This window comes from Pseudomonas sp. CDFA 610, from assembly GCF_021147865.1.
Taxonomy (GTDB): Bacteria; Pseudomonadota; Gammaproteobacteria; order Pseudomonadales; family Pseudomonadaceae; genus Aquipseudomonas; species Aquipseudomonas alliivorans.
Map to the genome: position 1 here is coordinate 322971 of NZ_JAGTPM010000003.1, position 24038 is coordinate 347008.

The window sequence follows — 24038 nt, forward strand, 5'->3', positions numbered from 1 at the left end:
TCAATCAGCGAATAGGTGGAGCGTACTGGATGCCGCCAGCGTTCCACAGGGCATTCTGGCCACGCTTGATTTTCAGCGGGGTGGACTCGCCCAGGTTGCGTTCGAACATCTCGCCGTAGTTACCTACCTGCTTGACGATCTGCACGACCCAGTCCTTCGGCAGCTTGAGGTCTGCACCGTAGGCACCGTCAGCGCCGAGCATACGGGCAACGTCCGGGTTCTTGGTCGACTTGGCTTCTGCTTCGACGTTCTTGGAGGTCACTTTGGCCTCTTCGGCGTTCAGCATGGCGAACAGGGTCCACCTGACGATGGAGAACCACTCTTCGTCGCCTTTACGTACGACAGGGCCCAGCGGCTCCTTGGAGATCACTTCCGGCAGAACGACGTAGTCGTCAGGCTTGGCCAGTTTGCTGCGCTGTGCGTACAGCTGCGACTGGTCGGAGGTCAGCACGTCGCAACGGCCGCCTTCCAGCGACTTGGCGCTTTCGTCGGAGGTGTCGAAGGTGATCGGGGTGTATTTCAGGCCGTTGGAGCGGAAGTAGTCAGAGACGTTCAGCTCGGTGGTGGTGCCTGCCTGGATACAAACGGTTGCGCCGTCCAGCTCCTTGGCACTGTTAACGCCCAGCTTCTTGTTCACCAGGAAGCCGATACCGTCGTAGTAAGTCACACCGGTGAAGACCAGGCCCATGCCCGAATCGCGTGAGCTGGTCCAGGTGGTGTTACGCGACAGGATGTCGATTTCGCCAGATTGCAGTGCAGTGAAGCGCTCTTTGGCGTTCAACTGGCTGAACTTGACCTTGGTCGCGTCGCCAAACACGGCTGCGGCAACGGCACGGCACACGTCAGCGTCGATACCGGTGATCTTGCCGGTAGCATCCGGAACGGAAAACCCTGGCAGGCCATCGCTGACGCCGCACTGAACAAACCCTTTCTTCTGAATAGCATCGAGTGTGGCACCTGCGTTAGCAGCCCCCGCCACGCCAAGTGCTGCTACAGCTGTGACTACCGCCAGGGTGGATTTCAACATCTTCATTCAAAATCTCCAGTTTGCTCTTTGTTGTGTGGGAGTTTCAGTGGCATCGCACCCTTGTGAGGCATCAATGACCCGTGCTGGCTTTTTTTTGGGTCATGCGTGGCCGGACCTGAATCATGAAGCACCTGCAAGATTGTCTTGTCAGGGCTAGTCATCATTCGAATCGGTCCCTTGGACTGTCGCCCCGTGTTTTTCCCGAACCCGAACGGTACAGGTTGAAACGTGCCGCGAATCCTGACGCATGGACTCCGGTGCTGCTTTTCGACCGTTACCAGTAATAGCTTTATAGTGTTACCGAACGATGAGAGCACTCAGTCTCCATACGTCTTGTAGCAAAGCCCGTACCAGCATGCTGGCGATACTGAATTAGCGACAGGTCAAGACAAAAACTTGTACCCTTGCGACATCTTCTTTCATATTTAAACAAGCTGCGCACCCTATTAATGCGCCCAAAAAGCGCCAGCGCACAAAAATGGAGCAGTCATGAGCGAACCTCTGATCCTTGAACCGTCCCGTGCCCCGGATGCGTGCGTCATCTGGCTGCACGGCCTGGGTGCCGACCGCTACGACTTTCTGCCGGTGGCCGAAGCCCTGCAGGAGTCACTGCTGACCACTCGTTTCGTGCTCCCGCAGGCTCCGACTCGCGCGGTGACTGTCAACGGCGGCTATCAGATGCCGAGCTGGTATGACATCAAAGCCATGAGCAGCGAGGCCCGCGCCATCGATCATGACGAGATGGAAGCGTCGGCGCAGCAGGTGCTGAACCTCATCGAGCAACAACGTGACAGTGGCATCGACCCGGCGCGGATCTTTCTGGCAGGCTTTTCCCAGGGCGGCGCGGTGGTATTGCACGCCGGCTATCTGCGCTGGCAGGGCCCGCTCGGCGGCGTGCTCGCGCTTTCCACTTATGCACCGACATTCAACAATCAGATGACGCTTTCCGCCAGCCAGCAGCGCATCCCGGCCCTCTGCCTGCACGGTCAACATGACGAAGTGGTACACAACGTCATGGGCCGGACCGCCTACGAGCATTTGAAGGCTCAAGGTGTCACCGCTCAATGGCAGGAGTACCCAATGGGGCACCAAGTGTTACCGCAGGAAATTCAGGATATCGGCGTGTGGCTGGCTGAAAAACTGCGCTGAAATCGGTATTGCAGCGCGCCGGACCGAGCGGTTCTGTAGCGCAACACGGATGACACTACGCCGAGCACGGTTCTTGCTTTACACTGCTCGGCGTACATTCCTTAACCAATTGACGAGATGACCGTGCTCAAAGCACTCAAAAAGATGTTCGGTAAAAGCGAGGCCGAACCGCTCGCGCCTGCTCCGGCAGCACCTGTCCCCGCACCTGTCATGCCCGTTCAGGAGCAGAATCATGACCGCCACGTTCAGGTGGCCGACAAGCCTGTCGAGCCTGCCAAGGCCAGAGCACCGCGCTCCGACAAGCCCAGGACCGAGCGCCCGCGTCGCGAACGTGTGGAGAAACCTCCTGCCCCAGCCTGGAAACTTGAAGATTTCGTTGTTGAACCGCAGGAAGGCAAGACCCGTTTTCACGATTTCAACCTTGCACCTGAGCTGATGCACGCCATTCAGGACCTGGGTTTTCCTTACTGCACGCCGATCCAGGCGGGCGTTCTAGGCTTCACCCTCAAAGGCAAGGACGCGATCGGCCGTGCGCAGACCGGCACCGGCAAGACCGCAGCCTTCCTGATCTCGATCATCGAGCAACTGACTCAGACCCCGCCACCCGCAGAGCGTTATATGGGTGAACCGCGCGCCTTGATCATCGCGCCGACCCGGGAACTGGTGGTCCAGATCGCCAAGGACGCCGCCGACCTGACCAAGTACACCAACCTGAACGTCATGACGTTCGTCGGTGGCATGGACTTCGACAAGCAGCTCAAGCAACTGGAAGCGCGTCACTGCGACATTCTGGTTGCCACGCCGGGTCGCCTGCTGGACTTCAACCAGCGTGGAGAGGTGCATCTGGACATGGTTGAAGTGATGGTGCTGGACGAAGCCGACCGCATGCTGGACATGGGCTTCATTCCGCAGGTGCGTCAGATCATTCGTCAGACACCGCACAAGGGTGAACGCCAGACTCTGTTGTTCTCGGCCACCTTCACAGACGATGTCATGAACCTGGCCAAGCAATGGACCACGGATCCGTCCATCGTCGAGATCGAATCGCTGAACGTTGCCAGTGACAACGTCGAGCAGCATATCTACGCAGTGGCCGGTGCCGACAAATACAAGCTGCTGTACAACCTGGTCAACGACAACGGCTGGGAACGTGTGATGGTCTTTGCCAACCGCAAGGACGAAGTGCGCCGCATCGAAGAACGACTGGTGCGCGATGGCGTCAACGCAGCGCAACTGTCAGGCGATGTGCCTCAGCACAAGCGGATCAAGACGCTGGAAGGCTTCCGCGAAGGCAAGATTCGCGTGCTGGTCGCCACCGATGTCGCCGGTCGCGGCATTCACATCGACGGCATCAGCCATGTGATCAACTTTACCCTGCCCGAAGTGCCGGACGACTACGTGCACCGCATCGGCCGTACTGGTCGTGCTGGCGCTGACGGCGTATCGATCAGCTTCGCAGGCGAAGACGACTCGTATCAGTTGCCTGCCATCGAAGAAAAACTGGGCCGCAAGATCAGCTGCGAAACCCCGCCGACCGAACTGCTGCGTGCCGTGGTGCGTCGCACGACTTAAGCGTTTTCTGACCTGAAGATGATCGTGCCCATGCTCTGCGTGGGCATGCTGCCCGTGACGCTTCGCGTCTCAATGGCACGGACGGCAGACTCCGAGCCCCGTCACTTCCAGCGATCTGCCGCCGCGTGATCACTGTCACGGCCTTCTACCCAACGCTCGCCTTCAGACGTGTTCTCACGTTTCCAGAACGGCGCGCGGGTCTTGAGATAATCCATGACGAAGTCACAGGCCTCGAACGCGGCCTGACGATGGGCACTGGCAACGCCAACGAACACAATGGGTTCGCCCGGCTCCAGCACTCCGACCCGGTGCAACACGTCCAGCCGCAACAAAGGCCAGCGCTGTTCGGCTTCGACAACAATCTTCGCCAATGCCTTTTCGGTCATGCCTGGATAGTGTTCCAGAAACATGCCGGAAACTTCGCGGCCGTCGTTGAAGTCGCGCACGTAACCGACAAAACTCACCACCGCACCGATGCCGACATTGGCAGCATGCAGCGCGTTGACCTCCGTGCCCGGATCGAACGCTGCCGATTGCACACGAATCGCCATGATCAGCCTCCGGTCACGGTAGGAAAGAACGCCACTTCATCGCCATCCTGCAAGGGCTCATCCAGCGCGCAGAGTTCCTGATTGCGGGCGCACATCACGTTCCGCTCGCCGAGTACCTGCCAGACCTCGCCGCGCAGCAACAAGTGCTGACGCAATGCGTCCAGCGTGGCGAAATCCCCCTCGACCCGCTCGCTGTCCAGCCCCAGCGCTTCGCGATAGCGGGCGAAATACTGAACCTGCAGTTTCATTTCCCCGCCTCCACATCGTCAGCCACGAAGTGGCCGCTCTTGCCACCAAGCTTCTCCAGCAGGCGAACCGATTCGATGACCATGCCGCGATCCACCGCCTTGCACATGTCATAGATCGTCAGCGCAGCGACACTGGCGGCCGTCAGCGCTTCCATTTCCACGCCGGTCTGCCCGGCCAGCTTGCAGCGCGCCATGATCAATACCGCGTCGTCGCCCTCGGCGCTGAGTTCGACCTTGACGCTGGTCAGCATCAGCGGATGGCAGAGCGGTATCAGATCGCTGGTCTTCTTTGCCGCCTGAATGCCCGCGATACGAGCCACAGCGAAGACATCACCTTTGGGGTGGCCCCCGCTGACAATCATTTGCAGAGTGGTCGGCAGCATGCGCACACGCGCACAGGCCACGGCTTCACGGGACGTCACCGCTTTATCGGTGACATCGACCATGTTGGCACGGCCTTGGGAATCGAGATGGGTCAGCACAGTTCTACTCCTGAACAGGAGCGGGGATTGTAAACCTAAAAGCGCGGCAGGGGGCTGACGGAGGACGGACAGCGCGTGGGGGTGGGCCTGCACTCGCAAGCGCTGCTACAGACGCCCTGCTTCGGGCGCCTGCGCAATCCTCTTCATGAGCAAGCCCGCTGCCGCGGGCTTGCATGTTTCCATCGATAAGGGTGGACCACGCCTGGCGCCGGGCGTGGAGTTACAAATGGCTCTCCGCATATTCGGCCAGTATCGAGCGAGGCACACCCTGCAGGGTGATGTGCACGCCGTTGGGGAAGTCCTTGAAGCGCTCCGTCAGGTAGGTCAGCCCGGAACTGGTGGCTGACAGATAGGGGGTGTCGATCTGCGCCAGGTTGCCCAGGCAGACCACTTTTGAACCGGCACCGGCACGTGTAATGATGGTTTTCATCTGGTGCGGAGTCAGGTTCTGGCACTCGTCGATCAGGATCAGACTCTGTTGAAAACTGCGGCCTCGAATGTAGTTGAGGGATTTGAACTGCAGCGGCACTTTGCTGAGGATGTAATCGACGCTGCCATGGGTGCTTTCGTCATCCATGTGCAAGGCTTCAAGGTTGTCGGTGATTGCGCCGAGCCACGGCTCCATTTTTTCCGCTTCGGTGCCCGGCAGGAAACCGATTTCCTGATCAAGCCCCTGCACGCTGCGGGTTGCGATGATGCGGCGATAACGTTTGGTGACCATGGTCTGCTCGATGGCAGCGGCCAGGGCCAGAATGGTCTTACCCGAACCGGCAGCACCGGACAGGTTGACCAGATGGATATCCGGATCCAGCAAGGCAAACAGCGCAAGCCCCTGATAAATGTCCCGCGGCTTGAGGCCCCAGGCTTCCTGGTGCAGCAACGGCTCCTGGTGCATGTCCAGAATCAGCAGCTCGTCATTCTTGACGCCCTTGATCCAGCCGACGAAGCCTTGCTCGTCGACAATGAACTCGTTGATGTGGACTGCAGGCAGGGTTTCATTCAATTGCACACGGTGCCAGGTACGCCCCCGCTCCTGCCGGGTGTCGACCTTGTTGACCCGATCCCAGAACGAACCGGTCATGTCGTGGTAGCCACGGGACAACAGCGAGACGTCGTCCACCAACTGGTCGGTGCTGTAATCCTCGGCCTCGATACCACAGGCGCGGGCCTTGAGGCGCATGTTGATGTCTTTGGTCACCAGCACAACGCTCAAGTCCTTGTTGCGCGCGTGCAGGTCGATCAATTGATTGATGATGATGTTGTCGTTCAAATGCTCGGGAAGAAGGCTGTTGGGTTCCTCGCGCTTGCTCATCAAAATCGACAGAAAGCCTTTGAAAACACCAGTGCCGCGATTGATCGGTACACCCTTCTCGACTTCTTCGGGTGATGCTTCGCCCAGTGTCTTGTCAATCAGACGGATCGCCTGCCGGCATTCGGCGGCTACTGAATGTTTACCTGCTTTGAGTTTGTCCAGTTCCTCCAGAACGGTCATGGGGATGGCGACGTGGTGTTCTTCGAAATTCAGCAGTGCGTTTGGATCATGGATCAATACATTGGTATCGAGCACGTAAAGGATTGGCTGGTTAGTGGAGGGGGTGCGTCCGTGGTCATCCATACTCGCTCACCTTTGTAGTAGCCAGGCGACGCAGAACCACAACAGCACTGCGCCACGAAAAGGCCGCCGGTTTTCTTCCCTTCAGGCAGGGTAGAAGTGTTGCTCAAGGTGGGTCTTGGAAGACGCCACCTGTGTTGCAGGTTTCGGCGGTCTGTATTCGTAATACAGCAAAAGGGATGACAGAAAAAAGCTCTTTGACAGTTTTTTGAAGTTTATTTCACAGGATGACGAATAGCGCTTGGCGGACGTTCCCGGCGCGTTTACAGTCAGAAGTCAGCTACAGTCGTTTTACCCGTTATTCCCCCTCCGGCGTGTCTTCGTCAGTCTCTTGCAGCCCTTGTTCCACGGGCGTTTCATACAGATTCCGGCAGTCATCCCAGATCAGTTCGCTTTGTGCGGTGTTGGCCATCAACAGCGGCAGTGCCGACTGCGCCCTGTTGGCCGAGTCATGGAACACCACCGTGCCCCGTCGCCAGAGCAGCATGAGCGTCAAGACACGATCGCCCACCTGATCGGCAGTCAGCCGACCGGTTGCATCCTGAGCGTCGATATTCCACAGCGACACCCTCAGGTGTTGCGAGCGGAAGTAATCACCGCTGTCGGCACGACGATGCCCATAAGGCGGACGGAACAGCGGCACGAAGTTATCCGGAAGGATCTGCTGCACCAATGCCGAACTGCGTTGAATCGAATCCTGCCAGTCCAGCCACTGGCTGTGCGACCGGTATTCCCAGCCCTGAATCCCTACGCATTGCTGGCGGTACAACGCCTGCAGGCCAACAGCGGACGTACTGTCGAGGCGATCCTGCAGGCTCTTGCCCAACACATGAAAAGTCGCTGTCATCTTCTGCTGGCGCATGAAATCGGCCAGCCAGTCCGTCGCGCCATCGACTGCGCTGGGACCACTGTCGAAGTTGAGCTTGAAGGTGCGGTCCGGCATCTCGTCGCCGATCATTTCATCGGAGTTATAACGCTCGATCTCGCTGCTGGTCTGCGGAAACAGCGCCGCCAGAAACAGCAGTTCGTTGAGGTAGCGCTGATGGAAGATGGCACTGGGTCTTGCCCAGGCGGCATAAAAGGAATCATCGGCAACCTGATATTCCTCGGCGCGCTGACGCAACTGGTCCATGTCTTCGACCAGCACACAGAAGTTGGCGTCGTCGACGCAGCTTTTCTGGGCGGCCTGATAGTTTTCCAGCAGGCGCGACCACAGACGATGGCGAACCACGTTCAGCGAGGACACATTGACGTAACGAAGGCCGAGGCGCTGCTTGAGCCCTTCCTCGTCCAGCTTTTCGCTCAAATACAGCTGATGGGCGAACGCCAGGATCTCTGCGCGTGACGCGACATCGAACAACGCAGGCGTTTCCAGGCGCTCGGGCCAGACACTGCGATCCATGGTGGCAATGACCGGAGCGGCTGCCTGAGCCTGACCCCACAACAGACACGCGCAAACTGCTAAAACGATACGCAAACCCAATGTCCCCTATGTCGACTGTCGCGTCATGACCAGCGCGCCACTATAGCTGATATACGCCTGCCCCCTTATGTCGACGCACATACAAAACCGATGCATGAACCGCCATTGAGCTGTGGGCGAATGCCAAACCTGTCTCTATCGCCACCATAGCTGGAGTCGTACGCCATCACCCCCTAGAATCCCCCGACGATCAAAGGAGACGACTTCATGCTGATGGTGATTTCCCCAGCGAAAACCCTCGATTTCGAAACACCGCCCACCACCGAGCGTTTTACCCAGCCGCAGTATCTGGACCATTCTCAGGAACTGATCAGTCAGCTTCGCGAACTCGCGCCTGCCCGGATCGCCGAACTGATGCACCTGTCCGACAAACTGGCCGGGCTCAACGCCGCACGCTTCGGCAGTTGGACCCCCGCCTTCACACCCGAGAATGCCAAGCAGGCGCTGCTCGCGTTCAAGGGCGACGTGTACACAGGCCTTCAGGCAGAAACCCTCAGCGAGGACCAGCTCGATTATGCGCAGAAGCACTTACGCATGCTTTCCGGCCTTTACGGCCTGCTGCGCCCACTCGACCTGATGCAGCCCTACCGCCTGGAAATGGGCACGCGGCTGGCCAACGCCCGCGGCAAGGACCTCTATGCATTCTGGGGCACACGCATCAGCGAATGGTTGAATGAAGCACTCGCCGATCAGGGCGACGACCTGCTGCTCAACCTGGCCTCGACCGAATACTTTTCAGCGGTCAAGCGCTCTGCGCTCAAGGCTCGGATCATTGACACCGAGTTCAAGGATTTGAAGAACGGGCAGTACAAGATCATCAGCTTCTATGCCAAGAAAGCCCGCGGCATGATGAGCCGGTTTGTGATTGAAGAAAGAATCGAAAGCCCTGAAGCGCTCAGAGCGTTTGATGCGCAGGGATATCGTTACGAATCAGAACTTTCTACCCCTTCCAAGTTGGTCTTTCTGCGCGACACTCCAGAAGACTAATGGCGTCAAAGTTGTGCAGCGCTACGCCGCTGTACAACTTGTTGCGTCTACCTCACCCGCCGAGCGACGGCTTTATGACGCCATTTAAACGTCAACTAGTGTCCCGCTTGTCCGACAAGAAAATTTTCTCAAAAAATAAACAAATTTTTTAGGTAGTAGCACTTTAGTCTTTCGCACTAATGGCACTTTTATATCAAGCAACACCAACCCCCCGGCCACAAAGGACTTCGCTCTACTGCGCCATCAAAATGCAACTAGCATTGTCACAAAATCGATACGTCAAAATCTCCGAAACAGGACGAGCGGCCCGGAACTAAATGGGAAACCTTACGCTCCTACATCCCGTAACAATTCTCGGCCATCCTGTAGGAGATCACCTACAGCGAAGCGAGGACAAAGGGAAGTTACCCGCAGGCAGTCCTTTTCCTCTGGAAGAGGCTGCAGGTACCGAAATTAAAACTCATATCACTAGTTGAAGTAGGTAGACAGGCGAAGCACCGGAACGGTGTGGCGCGCAGGACTCGACAATGACCGCCAAGGCTCTGGCCAAAGGCTTTCAGCTCCTGATCCGCCGTCGATCGCTATACATGGAGTGGTTTACTGCATCCAAGAGAGCAGGGCCCCGCCCGAAAGGACAGGTCACCTGCCGCTTGTACTTAGTGTCATTTGGGTTCGCCTCGCTTGTTTGGGCACTCACTCTTAAATATGCCTGCGTTAGTTAGATGGCCTTACACGCTGTCACGACTCGCGTGTGACATCTGCTGGCCAAAATTAATATCCAGCCAACTTATGGCGTGAAAATCGAGGAGAGTACGATGCGTATCAGCATCTTTGGTTTGGGTTATGTCGGTGCAGTCTGTGCCGGTTGCCTTTCTGCACGGGGTCATGAAGTTGTCGGTGTGGATATCTCCAGCACCAAGATCGACCTGATCAATAACGGCAAATCGCCCATCGTTGAACCGGGTCTGGAAGACCTGCTGGCGCAAGGTATTCGTACGGGCAAACTGCGTGGCACTACGGACTTCTCCGAAGCTATTCGCGCCACCGATCTGTCGATGATCTGCGTGGGCACACCGAGCAAGAAAAACGGCGATCTGGAACTCGATTTCATCGAATCCGTCTGCCGCGAAATCGGTTACGTGCTGCGTGAAAAGACATCCCGTCACACCATCGTGGTCCGCAGCACCGTACTGCCGGGCACCGTTGCCAATGTTGTCATCCCGATTCTGGAAGACTGCTCCGGCAAGAAAGCGGGCGTGGACTTCGGCGTTGCAGTGAACCCTGAGTTCCTGCGTGAAAGCACCGCGATCAAGGACTACGACCTGCCACCGATGACTGTCATCGGCGAGTTCGACAAGGCATCGGGCGACGTTCTGCAATCGCTGTACGAAGAGCTGGACGCACCGATCATCCGCAAGGACATCGCCGTTGCCGAAATGATCAAGTACACCTGCAACGTGTGGCACGCCACCAAAGTCACCTTCGCCAACGAAATCGGCAACATTGCCAAGGCCGTCGGCGTCGATGGTCGCGAAGTGATGGACGTGGTCTGCCAGGACAAGGCACTGAACCTGTCTCAGTACTACATGCGCCCAGGCTTCGCATTCGGCGGCTCCTGCCTGCCGAAGGACGTTCGCGCCCTGACCTACCGCGCCAGCACGCTGGACGTTGAAGCGCCGCTGCTCAACTCCCTGATGCGCAGCAACGTTTCTCAGGTGCAGAACGCTTTCGACATGGTTGCCAGCTACGACAGCCGCAAGGTTGCACTGCTGGGTCTGAGCTTCAAGGCCGGCACCGACGACCTGCGCGAAAGCCCGCTCGTAGAGCTGGCCGAAATGCTGATCGGCAAGGGCTTCGACCTGAGCATCTTCGACAGCAACGTTGAATACGCACGTGTTCACGGCGCGAACAAAGACTACATCGAATCGAAAATCCCGCACGTTTCCTCGCTGCTGAATTCCGACTTCGACCAGGTCATCAACGACTCTGACGTCATCATCCTGGGCAACCGCGACGAGCGCTTCCGCACGCTCGCCGACAAGACCCCTGAAGGCAAGCGCGTCATCGACCTGGTGGGCTTCATGTCCAAAGCCACCAGTGAAGATGGCCGTGCCGAAGGTATCTGCTGGTAAATCAGCCGCAAGCCACAAGCGCCAAGCTCCAGGCCACTTGTTCAAGCACTGCTTGGGCCTGGGGCTTGAGGCTTGCAACTGACTTAGGGATACAGATTATGCAGAGGCTAAAACACGGCCTTTTACAGGCCGCCGGTTGGCTGTTTTATCTAAGTTTATTAATGGGTATTGCCACGGCATTGCCCACCAGTATCTTCGACTCGCAGTCGAAGAACTTTATCTTTCTGATTGGCGCCGTGGGTATCTGGCGTTACTCAATGGGTATTACGCACTTTGTGCGCGGGATGATCTTTCTGTACATCGTTTATCCGCACTTGCGCCGCAAGGTTCAAAAGTTGGGTAAGGCAGCAGATCCGTCCCATGTGTTCCTGATGGTCACCAGCTTTCGTATCGACGCGCTGACCACCGCTCAGGTATACAGCTCGGTCATTCGTGAAGCGATCAATTGCGGTCTGCCGACCACTATCGTCTGCTCGCTGGTGGAAATGTCCGATGAGCTGCTGGTCAAGGCGATGTGGGCCCGTCTCAACCCGCCGGACCGCGTGAAGCTGGACTTCGTGCGCATCCCTGGCACCGGTAAGCGTGACGGTCTGGCCTACGGTTTCCGTGCCATTTCCCGCCACCTTCCGGACGAGCGCGCGGTCGTCGCGGTGATCGACGGTGACACCGTTCTGAACGAAGGCGTCGTGGCCAAGACCGTGCCGTGGTTCCAGCTGTTCGAAAACGTCGGCGGCCTGACCACCAACGAGTTCTGTGAAGTACGCGGCGGTTACATCATGAGCGAGTGGCACAAGCTGCGTTTCGCTCAGCGTCACATCAACATGTGCTCGATGGCCCTGTCCAAGCGCGTGCTGACCATGACCGGCCGCATGTCGGTATTTCGCGCCACAGTGGTCACCGACCCCGAGTTCATCGCCGACGTGGAAAGCGACTCGCTCAACCACTGGCGTCTGGGCACGTTCCGGTTCCTGACCGGCGACGACAAATCCAGCTGGTTCAGCCTGATGCGCCTTGGATATGACACCTTCTACGTGCCGGATGCCGCGATCAACACGGTCGAGCACCCGCCCGAGAAGAGTTTCCTCAAGGCCAGTCGTAAGCTGATGTACCGCTGGTACGGCAACAACCTGCGTCAAAACTCCCGTGCGTTGGGTCTGGGTATTCGTCGCCTTGGCCTGTTCACCAGTGTGGTGCTGTTCGACCAGCGTGTATCGATGTGGACTTCCATCCTCGGTCTGACGGTCGCCATCATCGCCAGCTTCAAGTACGGCGGAGCCTTTCTGCTGATGTACCTGCTGTGGATCGGCATGACCCGCCTGATCCTCACGCTGCTGCTGTCCTTCTCGGGACACAGGATCGGCCCTGCCTACCCCCTGATTCTCTATTACAACCAGATCGTCGGCGCCCTCATGAAGATCTACGTCTTCTTCCGACTGGACCGCCAGTCCTGGACGCGCCAGGACACCAAACTCAGCCGCGACATGGCCAGCTTTCAGGGTTGGTTCAACACGTGGTCTTCCCGAACCATGACTTTCTCGGCTGGCACCATCTTCGTCGCCGTGCTGTTGACGATGGTTTGACCGGGCCAACGGATTAATCGCTTAAGTAGGAAAATTAGCCATGAATACAGCCGTGAATGCGAACGTCGTACATGAATCCGAAGCCCAGCGTCAGCACGCCCGGGTCAAGATCCCTGCCAAGCTGCGCCTGCTGAACGATCAGCCGAACGCCCCGCTGGTGCGCATCGAAGACCTGTCGGCCGGCGGCCTGAGCTTCATCGCCCCGCAAGGTCAGCGCTATACCGCAGGAGAGGTCATCAAGGGCCGCCTGCAGTTCCTGATCGACAACCTCGGTCTGGCCATGGACGTGGAAATGCAGGTCCGCTCGGTGGACAACGCCAGCGGCCGTGTCGGTTGCCAGTTCCAGAATCTGGAAGCCCAGGACATCGCCACGCTGCGTCACCTGATCACTTCGCACCTGTCCGGCGACATCGTCAGCCTGGGCGAAGTGCTGGCAACCCTGCAGCGCGACAACTTCACCAAGGCGCGCAAGGTCAAGGGCAGCGACGGCGGCATGAGCGCCATGGGTCGCCTGCGCGCAGTCACCTTCAGCCTCGGCATCTTCATCGTCGGTCTGGCAGCATTCGGCTTCATCTTCAAGACCATTTACGGCCTCTACTTCGTGAGCCACGCCTCGGCCGGTCTGGTCTCGATCCCGAGCATGGACATCACCATGCCGCGCGAAGGCACTGTGCAGAGCCTGGTTCAGCCGAACGGCGAAACCACCAAAGGCGCACCACTGGCGAGCTTCAACACCAGCATGCTGGAAATGCTCAAAGGCAGCCTGACCGGTGAAGACCTGCAGCCAGCAAAAATCGAAGAGCTGTATGGCAAGCAGATGAGCGGCACCCTGACCAGCCCGTGTGACTGTGTCGTGGCTCGCCAGCTGGTTGCCGATGGTCAGTACGCCAGCAAAGGTCAGGTGATCTTCCAACTGGTGCCACGCAATGCGCCAGCCACGGTTGAAGCACGCTTCACCTATCGCCAGTTCAACGACGTCAAGCCGGGCACCCGTGTCAGCTTCCAGGTCGCGGGCGAGGACAAACTGCGCACTGGCGAGATCGTCAGCAGCACCAACCTGAGCGACACCGACCTGTCCACCGACATCCGTGTGCAGATCAAGCCTGACGAAAGCCTGAGCAGCTCGCTTGCCGGCCGTCCTGTCGAAGTGGTCAGTGATCGCGGTCCTTCCGTGAACTGGCTGATCGACAAAGCCGTGGCCGCGGGTCTGTAATCATGAGCAGCCCATTACGACGCCTGTCGACCCCCACGCTATTGAGCCTCGCCGTCGCGCTCGGCCTGAGCGGCTGTGCCGGCCTGCCTGACCAACGTCTTGCCAATGAAGCCCTGAAAAACGGCGACACTGCATTGGCGGAGCAGAACTATCGGCAGCTGGCGGACCTGGGCTACAGCGATGCACAGGTTGGCCTGGCAGATATTCAGGTCAACACCCGCGACCCTGCCCTGCTCAAGCAGGCGGAAGCAACTTACCGTGCGGCCGCCGAGACCTCGCCACGGGCGCAATCGCGTCTGGGCCGTCTGCTGGCCGCCAAGCCGGACGCAACCGATGCCGAACGTCACGAAGCCGAAGCGCTGCTGAAGAAAGCCTTCGCCAATGGTGAATCCGGCACGCTGGTCCCGCTGGCCATGCTCTACCTGCAATACCCGCACACCTTCCCGGAAGTGAATGCGCAGCAGAAGATCAGCCAGTGGCGCGCCGCCGGTTATCCGGAAGCGGGCCTGGCCCAGGTGCTGCTGTATCGCACCCAAGGCACCTACGCCGAGCATCTGGATGAAGTGGAAAGCATCTGCAAGCAGGCGCTGAACACAACTGACATCTGCTACGTCGAACTGGCCACCGTCTACCAGACGCGTGGTCAGGCCGAGCCGCAGGCAGTCTTGCTCGAACGCCTGAAAAGCGAATACGCCGCTGGCCGCATCGGCGCTCAGCGCGTGGACAGTGTGGCGCGCGTACTGGGCGACTCGACCATCGGCACGCCGGACGAAAAGACCGCCCAGCAATTGCTGGAAAACATCGCGCCGGGCTACCCGGCCTCTTGGGTGACCCTCGCCAAGCTGCTTTACGACTTCCCCGAACTGGGCGACGTCAACAAGATGATGGAATACCTGAACAACGGCCGTGCGGCTGATCAGCCACGTGCCGAACTGCTGCTGGGTCGCCTGTACTACGAAGGCAAATGGGTCACGCCCGATGCTTTCAAGGCCGAAGCCCATCTGAAAAAAGCCGCAGCAACGGAAATCTCCGCCCATTACTACCTGGGTCAGATCTACCGCCGCGGCTACCTCGGCCAGGTCTATCCGCAGAAAGCCGTGGATGAGTTGCTGACCGCCGCACGTGGTGGCCAGAACAGCGCCGACTTCGCCCTCGCGCAACTGTTCTCCCAAGGCAAAGGCACCAAGCCTGATCCGGTCAACGCCTGGGTATTTGCCCAACTGGCTCTGACCAGCGAAACCCCACAGGCCACTGAACTGGCCCAGCAACTGAGCACCACACTGCCGCCTGAAAAGCTCGCCGGCGCCAAGGATCTATTGGCACGTGAGCAAAAAGTCCGGGGCGCAGCCGCCAACCAGAGCGTGATGGCGATGCAGGCCCTGCAAGAAGAAAAAGACGGTGAGGAAGCACTATGAAGTTGAATCCCCTGATGGCCGCTGGCGTGGGCCTTGGCTTCAGCCTGCTGTGGGCCTGCCCGACACTGGCAGCCCTGACCGAACAACAGAATTTCGGTCTGGAAGTGAAAGCTACCGGCCAACTGGAAGACGACCGTGATCTGGGCACCCGTTCGGGCGGTGACGTCAGCGGTCTGGGCCTGGACCTGCGTCCATGGGTCTACGGCGAGCGCGGCAACTGGAGTGGTTACGCCATGGGCCAGGTGGTCACCGCCACCGACACCATTCAGACCGACCCGCTGGAACAGTCCACCGGCGCAGGCGACGGCCAGACTCAAGTATCGCGTGGCACCGCCAGCGAGCGCGAAGTCGACAAATCCTATGCGGCACTGCGCGAATTCTGGATCGGCTACAGCGGCTTTACGCCCTACCCCGGCGAGATCCTGAAAGTCGGTCGTCAGCGTCTGCGCAACGACGACGGTCAGTGGCACGACACCAACATCGAAGCCATCAACTGGACCTTCGATACTACGCTGCTGCGTGCCGAACTGGGCGCTGCACAGCGTTTCAGCGAATACCGCACCGACCTGACCGAACTGGCCCCCGACGACGAAGATCGCAAGCACCTGTTCGGTTCGGCCAGCTACCAGTGGACTCCGGGCCACTGGGCAGGCGTGCGAGCGCACTACAGCCACGACAACGGCAAGCTCAAGGACCAGGGTCAGGAACTCGACGACCTGGACAAGACGTCCAATGGCAACCTGACCTGGCTGGGTCTGCAGGCTGACAGCGATGCTTACAACTACCGCAACACCCATCAGCTCAACTACTGGGGCAGCCTGACCTGGCTCAACGGCGACCGTGACGAGATCGGTGTCAACGGCGTGAATGACCAGTACTTTGCGGGCGAGAAGAACAGCCGTGACATGAATGGCTGGGCCACCGACCTGGGTCTGCGCCTGCGTCTGGATCCTCAGTGGCAAGTCGGTGCAGCCTACTCGCGCGCCAGCAAGGATTACGTTCAGAACGGCCTGGAAAGCAACCGTTCGAACTGGACCGGCACCCGCTCGCGTATTCACCGCTTCGGTGAAGCCTTCCAGGGCGAAATGGCCAACGTGGAAACCGGCTCGTTGTTCGCTTCCTGGCAGATGAACGAGGAATACGACGCCTCGCTGATCTACCACAAGTTCCGCCGTGTCGACGGCAACACCGGTATCGGTGGCTCGGGGATCAACGCTGTTCGCGAGAACGGCGACAGCAATACTTTCAGCTCGCTGCCGCTGGAAGACGGTCGCAAGGATCTGGGTCAGGAAATGGACCTGGTCGTGACCAAGTACTTCAAACAGGGCCTGCTGCCAGCCTCGTTGAGCCAGTCCTTCGACGAACCGTCGGCTCTGGTGCGCTTGCGTGCCGGCGTCTTCAAGCCTGGCGACGCGTACCACAACGGCGTGGATGAATACATGCACCGCGCCATTGTCGACGTCATCTGGCGCTTCTGATGCGAACCGCCAAAGGAGTGCCACAGATGAACAGTCAAGCAAGCAACGGACGTAGCCGCACCTGGCCACACGCCCTGCTGGAAAGCGCCGTGCTGAGCAGCGCGCTGCTGATGGCCAGCGGTGCCGCACTGGCCAACGCGCCTGTCACCCCCGAGGCGCCGAAGGCGGTGGTCAAGGAGCTGCAACAGGCCAAGACCTACACCATCACCAGCCCGCCAACCGCGCCGCTGGAAATGGCCAAGCCGGTACTGCCCGACCTCAGCGGCTACACCGCAGAAGCGGCACTGAAAAAGATTGTGCGCAACAAGCCGGGCAAGGTCACCGTTGCCCGGATGATGGAAGAAACCGGCCTGAAGGAATTCATCGGCGGCGACAACAAGATGGCTGAATGGGTCGTCCGTCAGAAGGGTATCCCACAAGCGATCATGATCTCCGACGGTTATGTGAATCTTCAGGACCTGGTCAAGAAGGTGCCCAAGCAGTTTCTGAACGAAGTGTCGCCGGGCGTCTACGTGGCGCGCCTGCCGATTCTGGTCAAGGAAACCGGTATCTTCGAGATCGACAGCAAGACCAAGGAATTGCGTCTGTCCCAAGAAAAAGGTTCGTTCATCGTCAGCGAAGGCAAGATGCTGATCACCCATACTCAGGTCAACGCCTGGAGTGAGACCCGCAACAGCCTGGCGACGTATCGCAAGCCTGACGAGTTTCGCCCGTTCGTGCTGACCTGGGGTGGTTCGGAAACCTGGATCGCCAACACCAAAATGGCAAGCATGGGCTACGACCAGAGCAAGTCCTACGGTGTCAGTATTTCGCAATACACGCCGAACACCGCGAAGATCCTCAAGCGTGCCGAGCCGACCGGGTGGATCATCGATTCCGAGTTCTCGGACATGTGGTACGGCTTCTACTGCTACGAGACGCGTGACTTCGTGGTCAAGGGCAACACCTACCGCGACAACATCGTCTACGGCATTGACCCGCACGACCGTTCCCATGGCCTGATCATTGCCGAGAACGACGTCTACGGGACCAAGAAGAAGCACGGGATCATTATTTCCCGAGAGGTCGACAACAGCTTCATCTTCCGCAACAAGAGCCATGACAACAAGTTGTCCGGCGTGGTCCTGGACCGTAACAGCGTCGGCAACATCGTCGCCTACAACGAGATCTATCAGAACCACACCGACGGCATCACCCTGTACGAAAGCGGCAATAACCTGCTGTGGGGTAACCGTGTGATTGCCAATCGCCGCCACGGTATCCGCGTACGTAACAGTGTGAACATCAAGCTGTACGAAAACATCGCCACCGGTAACGGGCTGATGGGCGTCTACGGCCACATCAAGGACCTGAGCGATACCGACCGCGACATCGAGCTCGATCCGTTCGACGCTCAGGTGTCGCTGATCATGGTCGGCGGCGAACTGGCCAGCAACGGCTCCGGCCCGCTGTCCATCGACTCGCCCCTGAGTGTCGAGCTGTATCGCGTCTCGATGCTGGCCCCGACCAAGGAAGTCGGCATCAGCCTCAACGGCATTCTGGGCGAGCGCCAGAACGAGATCCTCGACCTGCTGGTCCGCCAGAAGAAAGCCGTATTGATCGACCCCGTCGAAAGCCAGACCGAGCTGCGGGAATGAGGAAGGGTATTGTTATGCACGCACATTTGATCAAGCTGTTGAGCCTGTCCAGCCTCACCGCCGCACTGATGGCCGCCGCCGGTGTCGCTCGGGCAGACGACTCGAAAGCGCCGACCTTTACCGCCGAGCCCTGCTGCAGCCTGTGCCCGGCTGCGCACGACGCGAAAAACTACACCACGCGCTATCAGCAAAACTTCACCACGCTGGTACAGGCCGAAGGCGACTGGCTGTTCCGTACCCAGGAAGACCTGCGTACCGAATTCGATACCACGCCTGCCGGCTATCGCCGCATGAAAGAACTGCATGATGCGTTCAAGAGCAAGGGCGTCGAACTGGTGGTGGTCTATCAGCCGACTCGCGGCCTGGTGGATCGCAACAAGCTGTTCCCGGCCGAACGCGACAAGTACGACTACGACAAGGCGCTGAAAAACTATCAGGCCATGCTCGGTCGCTTCAGCAAGATGGGCTACTGGGTGCCCGACCTGTCACCGCTCACCAACGAACAGCAGGCGCACGACTTCTACTTCCGCGGCGACCAGCACTGGACGCCTTACGGGGCGCAACGCACGGCGAAAATCGTGGCCGAGACCGTGAAGAAAGTCCCAGGCTACGCGGACATTCCCAAGCGTGAATTCGAAAGCCACATTTCCGGACGCATGGGCAAGACCGGCACCCTGCACAACATGGCCGGCCAGTTGTGCGGCACCAGTTATGCCATCCAGTACATGGACCAGTTCAGCACCGAGCCGAAAGGCGAGGCCGGTGACGGCGATCTGTTCGGCGATTCCGGCAACCCGGAAATCACCCTGGTCGGCACCAGCCACAGCGGCAAGAACTACAACTTCGGTGGCTTCCTGCAGGAATACCTCAGCGCCGACGTGCTGAACGTGGCGTTCCCCGGCGGTGGTCTTGAAGGTTCGATGCTGCAGTATCTGGGCAGCGAAGACTTCCAGAAGCGTCCACCGAAGATTCTCATCTGGGAATTCTCGCCGCTGTATCGCCTGGATCAGGAAACCATCTATCGCCAGATGATGGCGCTGCTGGACAACGGTTGCGAAGGCAAGCCAGCGGTCATGAGCGCCAGCACCACCCTGAAGTCTGGCAACAACGAAGTGCTGGTCAACGGCAAGAACGGCATCAAGGACATTCGCAACAGCAACAACCAGATCGATATCCGTTTCGACGACACCTCCGTGAAAGTCCTTCAGGCCAGGCTCTGGTACATGAACGGTCGCCACGAAGACCTGAAAATCGAAAAACCGGAAACCTCTGACACCGATGGACGTTTCGCCTTTGAATTGCGCGAAGACGAGGACTGGGCTGATCAGCAGTTGCTGGCCCTCGAGATCCAGGGACCGGAAGCAGGAGCAGAACCACAGAAAGTCGAAGCGAAAGTATGCAAACGCAACGTGTTCCCGAGCGCTGCGAAACACACCGCTCAAGCCGGACTATGAGGTGACATATGCAGACTCCGAAACTGATACGCCCTACCCTGCTGTCGATGGCAATCCTGTCATCGATGGCCTGGGCGATGGGTGCATCCGCAGCCGCGACACTGGTTCCACCCAAGGGTTATGACGCGCCCATCGAAAAAATGAAGACCGGTGATCACAACTTCACCTGTGATGCCATTCCCAAGCCATACACCGACAAACTGGTGTTTCGCAGCAAGTACGAAGGCTCCGACAAGGCTCGCGCCACGCTGAACCTGAAGTCCGAAGAAGCCTTTCGCGATGCGACCAAGGACATCACCACCCTTGAACGTGGCGTCAGCAAAGTCGTGATGCAGTACATGCGCGACGGTCGTCCCGAACAGCTCGACTGTGCGTTGAACATGATGACCACCTGGGCCAAGGCAGATGCGCTGGAGTCCCGCGAGTTCAACCACACCGGCAAGTCGATGCGCAAATGGGCGCTGGGCAGCATGTCGTCGGCGTACCTGCGCCTGAAGTTCTCCGAGTCCAAACCGCTGGCCAACCGTCAGCAGGACGCGCAGATCATCGAAACCTGGTTCAGCAAACTGGCCGATCAGGTGGTCAGCGACTGGAGCAATCTGCCGCTGGAAAAAATCAACAACCACTCTTACTGGGCCGCCTGGTCGGTGATGGCAACGGCTGTCGCCACTAATCGTCAGGACCTGTTCGACTGGGCAGTGAAGGAGTTCAAGGTCGCGGCCAATCAGGTGGACAAGGACGGCTTCCTGCCTAACGAAATGAAGCGCCGTCAACGCGCCCTGTCGTACCACAACTATGCCCTGCCGCCACTGGCCATGATCGCCAGCTTTGCCCAGGCCAACGGTGTGGATCTGCGTCCGGAAAACAACGGTGCCTTGAAGCGACTGGCCGATCGCGTGCTGGCCGGGGTGAAAGATCCTTCGATGTTCGCTGAGCACAACGGCGAAAAACAGGACATGACGGACCTGAAGAAGGACCCGAAATTCGCCTGGCTTGAACCGTTCTGCGCGCTCTACACCTGCAACGCCGAAACGCTTGAAGAGAAACACGAAAAGCAGCCGTTCAAGACGTTCCGTCTGGGCGGCGACCTGACCAAGGTCTACGACCCGTCTCATGAAAAAGGTGACAAGGACGGTTCCTGATTCGGTGACGTGATGCCTTGAGTGGCGGGAGCCGATCCATCGGCCCCCGCGGTGATTCACCCCCCTGTTTTCGATGGGGGGTTTGGGGGGGCTTTGGGCCCTTGAATGTTGGACAAACGGAGAGATAAGGATGGTTTTCTCATCCAACGTGTTCCTGTTCCTGTTCTTGCCGATCTTCCTCGGCTTGTACTACCTGAGCGGGCAACGCTATCGCAATCTGCTGCTGCTGATCGCCAGCTATATCTTCTACGCCTGGTGGCGTGTGGACTTCCTGGCACTGTTCATAGGCGTCACCGTCTGGAACTACTGGATCGGCCTCAGGGTGGGCGCAGCAGGCGTGCGGACCAAACCGGCACAGCGCTGGCTGCTGCTCGGCGTGGTGGTGGACCTGGGTATTCTGGGCTACTTCAAATACGCGAACTTCGGCGTGGACAGCATCAACGCGGCCATGACCTCCATGGGTCTGGAACCGTTCATCCTGACGCACGTGCTGTTGCCGATCGGTATCTCGTTCTACGTGTTCGAGTCCATCAGCTACATCATCGACGTGTATCGCGGTGATACCCCGGCGACCCGCAACCTGATCGACTTTGCAGCGTTCGTGGCGATTTTCCCGCACCTGATCGCAGGTCCTGTGTTGCGCTTCCGCGACCTGGCCGATCAGTTCAACAACCGCACGCACACGCTGGACAAGTTCTCCGAAGGTGCCACCCGCTTCATGCAGGGCTTCATCAAGAAAGTGTTCATCGCCGACACCCTCGCGGTGGTGGCGGACCACTGCTTCGCCCTGCAGAACCCGACCACTGGCGATGCCTGGCTCGGCGCGCTGGCGTACACCGCACAGCTGTATTTCGACTTCTCCGGTTACAGCGACATGGCCATCGGTCTGGGTCTGATGATGGGTTTCCGCTTCATGGAAAACTTCAAACAGCCCTATATCAGCCAGTCGATCACCGAGTTCTGGCGTCGCTGGCACATCAGCCTCTCGACCTGGCTGCGTGACTACCTCTACATCACGCTGGGCGGCAACCGTGGCGGCAAGGTCGCGACCTACCGCAACCTGTTCCTCACCATGTTGCTGGGCGGTCTCTGGCACGGCGCCAATGTCACCTACATCATCTGGGGTGCCTGGCACGGCATGTGGCTGGCGATCGAAAAAGCGCTGGGCATCAACACCAAGCCTTACAGCTTCAACGTGATTCGCTGGGCACTGACCTTCCTGCTGGTGGTGATTGGCTGGGTGATCTTCCGCGCAGAAAACCTTCACGTTGCGGGCCGCATGTACGGCGCAATGTTCAGCTTCGGCGAGTGGGAACTGTCCGAACTCAACCGTGCAAGCCTCACCGGTCTGCAGGTAGCGACGCTGGTTCTGGCCTACGCAACGCTGGCGTTCTTCGGTCTGCGTGACTTCTACCAGAACCGTCAGGCCGACGATGGCAAGAGCGCCAAGGCCGACGGCCCTGCCACTGCACAACCGGGCACCATCAAGGCTGTTCCCGGCGACGCCCCCGGCAGCCTGCATCTGCCTGGCTACACCGTAGGCAGCGAAGCGCAGGTCCAACCGGCCTACTGGGTTGCCGACTGGCCCCGCTACGCCATGCGCGCGCTGATTCTGATGCTGTTCGTTGCTTCGATTCTCAAACTTTCGGCGCAGAGCTTCTCGCCGTTCCTTTACTTCCAGTTCTGAGGAGCCTGACATGACCCGTTCATTACGAATCCTCTACATCGCCATCTTCCTGGGTCTGCTGCTGATCCTGGGCGCCTGGTCGCTGCGCAGCTTCAGCACGTTCTCGACTTCGGCCGAGACCACCGTGCTCAACGGCAAGTGGACCAAGGCGGCGGAAACCCATTACGACGATGAGTTTCCGATCAAGCGCCTGGGCACCAACCTCTGGGCGGCGCTGGATTACAAGCTGTTCAACGAAGGCCGTCCAGGCGTGGTGCTCGGCAAGGACCAGTGGCTGTACACCGATGAAGAGTTCGATGCCGTTGCCAACGGCGAGCAGAACGAAGCGGACAACCTGGCGTTGATCCAGGGTGTACGTGACGCGCTGGAAAAACAGGGCACCAAACTGGTCCTGGCCATCGTTCCGGCCAAGACCCGTCTGTACCCGGAACACATCGGTGACAACAAGCCGGCCAGCCTGCACACCGATCTGTATCAGCAGTTCCACGCGCAGGTTGCCAAGGCCGGGATCTTCGCACCGGACCTGTTGGCACCGTTGCAGGCTGCCAAGCAGAAAGGCCAGGTCTTCCTGCGCACCGATACGCACTGGACGCCGATGGGTGCCGAAGTGGCCGCGCAGCAACTGGGTGTAGCCATCGCCCAGAAGACGCCACTGGAAGGCGAGCCCGAGCAGTTCGTCACCCAGGCCAAGGGCAGCGAGCAGTACAAGGGCGACCTGACCACGTTCCTGCCGCTTGATCCGCTGTTCAGCAACATGCTGCCCAAGCCTGACGAGCTGCAACAGCGCAGCACCGATCCGGTTCAGGGCGAACCGGCTGGCGACGACGCCTTGTTCGCAGACAGCGACATCCCAGTCGGTCTGGTCGGCACCAGCTACAGTGCCAACCCGAACTGGAACTTCGTGGGTGCGCTGAAAGAAGCCCTGCGCAGCGACGTCGTCAACTACGCCGAAGACGGCCATGGCCCGATCCTGCCGATGCTCAAGTACCTGCAGACCGACGCCTTCAAGAACACTCCGCCGCAAGTGGTCATCTGGGAATTTCCCGAGCGCTACCTGCCAGCTCACAACGACCTTGGCGAGTTCGATCAGCACTGGATCGCCGAGCTGAAAAAATCGCGAAACACCCAAGATAACGTGGCGTTGAACGCCAACCCATCCGAGTCGCCCAACCGGGCGCAAAACTGAGAG

At 58.9% G+C, this 24038-nt stretch carries 19 protein-coding genes; 13 read left to right on the top strand and 6 right to left on the bottom strand.

All coding sequences use genetic code 11. The features are described from left to right. Positions 1 to 4: 4 nt before the first annotated feature. Entirely contained in the window at positions 5 to 1033 is a 1029-nt protein-coding gene (locus tag KDX39_RS06950; RefSeq protein WP_231659817.1) for an amino acid ABC transporter substrate-binding protein, read from the bottom strand. Positions 1034 to 1516: 483 nt separating this feature from the next. Here KDX39_RS06950 and KDX39_RS06955 point away from each other — a divergent pair, with 483 nt between their 5' ends. Continuing rightward, positions 1517 to 2176, top strand: a complete 660-nt coding sequence (locus KDX39_RS06955) for an alpha/beta hydrolase (protein WP_231659818.1) — start codon at positions 1517 to 1519, stop codon at positions 2174 to 2176. A 117-nt stretch (positions 2177 to 2293) separates the two neighbouring features. After that, positions 2294 to 3748 carry an ATP-dependent RNA helicase RhlB gene (rhlB, locus tag KDX39_RS06960; protein WP_231659819.1) on the top strand — a complete coding sequence of 485 codons (1455 nt, stop codon included), beginning with the start codon at positions 2294 to 2296 and terminating at the stop codon, positions 3746 to 3748. 101 nt (positions 3749 to 3849) lie between these two features. Here rhlB and moaE read toward each other — a convergent pair whose 3' ends face one another. From moaE to KDX39_RS06985, 5 genes are all read right to left on the bottom strand, one after another. Beyond that, positions 3850 to 4299 (bottom strand): molybdopterin synthase catalytic subunit MoaE, encoded by a 450-nt coding sequence (moaE, locus tag KDX39_RS06965; RefSeq protein ID WP_099226857.1) that lies wholly within the window; start codon positions 4297 to 4299, stop codon positions 3850 to 3852. 2 nt (positions 4300 to 4301) lie between these two features. Next, positions 4302 to 4547, bottom strand: coding sequence for a MoaD/ThiS family protein (locus tag KDX39_RS06970; RefSeq protein WP_231659820.1), 246 nt, complete (start codon positions 4545 to 4547; stop codon positions 4302 to 4304). Continuing rightward, on the bottom strand, positions 4544 to 5029 hold the full coding sequence (gene moaC / locus KDX39_RS06975) for a cyclic pyranopterin monophosphate synthase MoaC (RefSeq protein WP_099226859.1): 486 nt from the start codon (positions 5027 to 5029) through the stop codon (positions 4544 to 4546). The genes KDX39_RS06970 and moaC overlap by 4 nt, the downstream gene beginning before the upstream one ends. A 220-nt stretch (positions 5030 to 5249) precedes the next feature. After that, positions 5250 to 6644 (bottom strand): PhoH family protein, encoded by a 1395-nt coding sequence (locus KDX39_RS06980; protein WP_099226860.1) that lies wholly within the window; start codon positions 6642 to 6644, stop codon positions 5250 to 5252. Between the two features lie 295 nt (positions 6645 to 6939). Beyond that, complete coding sequence (locus KDX39_RS06985) at positions 6940 to 8118, bottom strand: polysaccharide deacetylase family protein (RefSeq protein ID WP_231659821.1); 1179 nt, start codon at positions 8116 to 8118, stop codon at positions 6940 to 6942. A gap of 213 nt (positions 8119 to 8331) precedes the next feature. Here KDX39_RS06985 and yaaA point away from each other — a divergent pair, with 213 nt between their 5' ends. From yaaA to KDX39_RS07040, 11 genes are all read left to right on the top strand, one after another. Then, positions 8332 to 9111: a peroxide stress protein YaaA gene (gene yaaA, locus KDX39_RS06990; RefSeq protein WP_099226861.1), complete on the top strand. Its 780-nt coding sequence runs from the start codon at positions 8332 to 8334 to the stop codon at positions 9109 to 9111. A gap of 815 nt (positions 9112 to 9926) precedes the next feature. Then, a complete protein-coding gene (locus tag KDX39_RS06995) occupies positions 9927 to 11243 on the top strand; it encodes a nucleotide sugar dehydrogenase (protein ID WP_099226862.1) in 1317 nt (438 codons plus the stop codon). 98 nt (positions 11244 to 11341) lie between these two features. Beyond that, complete coding sequence (gene alg8 / locus KDX39_RS07000; RefSeq protein ID WP_221432540.1) at positions 11342 to 12823, top strand: mannuronan synthase; 1482 nt, start codon at positions 11342 to 11344, stop codon at positions 12821 to 12823. A gap of 40 nt (positions 12824 to 12863) precedes the next feature. Beyond that, positions 12864 to 14036, top strand: coding sequence for an alginate biosynthesis protein Alg44 (locus KDX39_RS07005; protein WP_099226864.1), 1173 nt, complete (start codon positions 12864 to 12866; stop codon positions 14034 to 14036). A gap of 2 nt (positions 14037 to 14038) precedes the next feature. Further along, positions 14039 to 15451 (top strand): alginate biosynthesis TPR repeat lipoprotein AlgK, encoded by a 1413-nt coding sequence (gene algK, locus KDX39_RS07010; RefSeq protein WP_231659822.1) that lies wholly within the window; start codon positions 14039 to 14041, stop codon positions 15449 to 15451. Further along, positions 15448 to 16929 (top strand): alginate export family protein, encoded by a 1482-nt coding sequence (locus KDX39_RS07015; RefSeq protein ID WP_231659823.1) that lies wholly within the window; start codon positions 15448 to 15450, stop codon positions 16927 to 16929. The genes algK and KDX39_RS07015 overlap by 4 nt, the downstream gene beginning before the upstream one ends. A 26-nt stretch (positions 16930 to 16955) precedes the next feature. Next, a complete protein-coding gene (gene algG, locus KDX39_RS07020) occupies positions 16956 to 18566 on the top strand; it encodes a mannuronan 5-epimerase AlgG (protein WP_231659824.1) in 1611 nt (536 codons plus the stop codon). 14 nt (positions 18567 to 18580) lie between these two features. Continuing rightward, a complete protein-coding gene (locus tag KDX39_RS07025) occupies positions 18581 to 20020 on the top strand; it encodes an alginate O-acetyltransferase AlgX-related protein (protein WP_231659825.1) in 1440 nt (479 codons plus the stop codon). An 8-nt stretch (positions 20021 to 20028) separates the two neighbouring features. Then, positions 20029 to 21162 carry a mannuronate-specific alginate lyase gene (locus KDX39_RS07030; protein WP_231659826.1) on the top strand — a complete coding sequence of 378 codons (1134 nt, stop codon included), beginning with the start codon at positions 20029 to 20031 and terminating at the stop codon, positions 21160 to 21162. Positions 21163 to 21292: 130 nt separating this feature from the next. Further along, positions 21293 to 22849, top strand: coding sequence for an MBOAT family O-acyltransferase (locus tag KDX39_RS07035; protein WP_099226870.1), 1557 nt, complete (start codon positions 21293 to 21295; stop codon positions 22847 to 22849). 10 nt (positions 22850 to 22859) lie between these two features. Beyond that, positions 22860 to 24035 (top strand): alginate O-acetyltransferase, encoded by a 1176-nt coding sequence (locus KDX39_RS07040; RefSeq protein ID WP_231659827.1) that lies wholly within the window; start codon positions 22860 to 22862, stop codon positions 24033 to 24035. The last annotated feature ends 3 nt before the right edge of the window (positions 24036 to 24038 follow it).

Coding starts and splice junctions, on each gene's coding strand:
- KDX39_RS07015 (WP_231659823.1), top strand. CDS start 15,448: ATGAAGTTGAATCCCCTGATGGCCGCTGGCGTGGGCCTTGGCTTCAGC.
- alg8 (WP_221432540.1), top strand. CDS start 11,342: ATGCAGAGGCTAAAACACGGCCTTTTACAGGCCGCCGGTTGGCTGTTT.
- algK (WP_231659822.1), top strand. CDS start 14,039: ATGAGCAGCCCATTACGACGCCTGTCGACCCCCACGCTATTGAGCCTC.
- KDX39_RS06980 (WP_099226860.1), bottom strand. CDS start 6,644: ATGGATGACCACGGACGCACCCCCTCCACTAACCAGCCAATCCTTTAC.
- KDX39_RS07025 (WP_231659825.1), top strand. CDS start 18,581: ATGCACGCACATTTGATCAAGCTGTTGAGCCTGTCCAGCCTCACCGCC.
- KDX39_RS06970 (WP_231659820.1), bottom strand. CDS start 4,547: ATGAAACTGCAGGTTCAGTATTTCGCCCGCTATCGCGAAGCGCTGGGG.
- KDX39_RS06955 (WP_231659818.1), top strand. CDS start 1,517: ATGAGCGAACCTCTGATCCTTGAACCGTCCCGTGCCCCGGATGCGTGC.
- KDX39_RS06995 (WP_099226862.1), top strand. CDS start 9,927: ATGCGTATCAGCATCTTTGGTTTGGGTTATGTCGGTGCAGTCTGTGCC.
- KDX39_RS07040 (WP_231659827.1), top strand. CDS start 22,860: ATGACCCGTTCATTACGAATCCTCTACATCGCCATCTTCCTGGGTCTG.
- KDX39_RS07035 (WP_099226870.1), top strand. CDS start 21,293: ATGGTTTTCTCATCCAACGTGTTCCTGTTCCTGTTCTTGCCGATCTTC.
- yaaA (WP_099226861.1), top strand. CDS start 8,332: ATGCTGATGGTGATTTCCCCAGCGAAAACCCTCGATTTCGAAACACCG.
- moaE (WP_099226857.1), bottom strand. CDS start 4,299: ATGGCGATTCGTGTGCAATCGGCAGCGTTCGATCCGGGCACGGAGGTC.
- KDX39_RS06950 (WP_231659817.1), bottom strand. CDS start 1,033: ATGAAGATGTTGAAATCCACCCTGGCGGTAGTCACAGCTGTAGCAGCA.
- KDX39_RS07030 (WP_231659826.1), top strand. CDS start 20,029: ATGCAGACTCCGAAACTGATACGCCCTACCCTGCTGTCGATGGCAATC.
- KDX39_RS07005 (WP_099226864.1), top strand. CDS start 12,864: ATGAATACAGCCGTGAATGCGAACGTCGTACATGAATCCGAAGCCCAG.
- algG (WP_231659824.1), top strand. CDS start 16,956: ATGAACAGTCAAGCAAGCAACGGACGTAGCCGCACCTGGCCACACGCC.
- rhlB (WP_231659819.1), top strand. CDS start 2,294: ATGACCGTGCTCAAAGCACTCAAAAAGATGTTCGGTAAAAGCGAGGCC.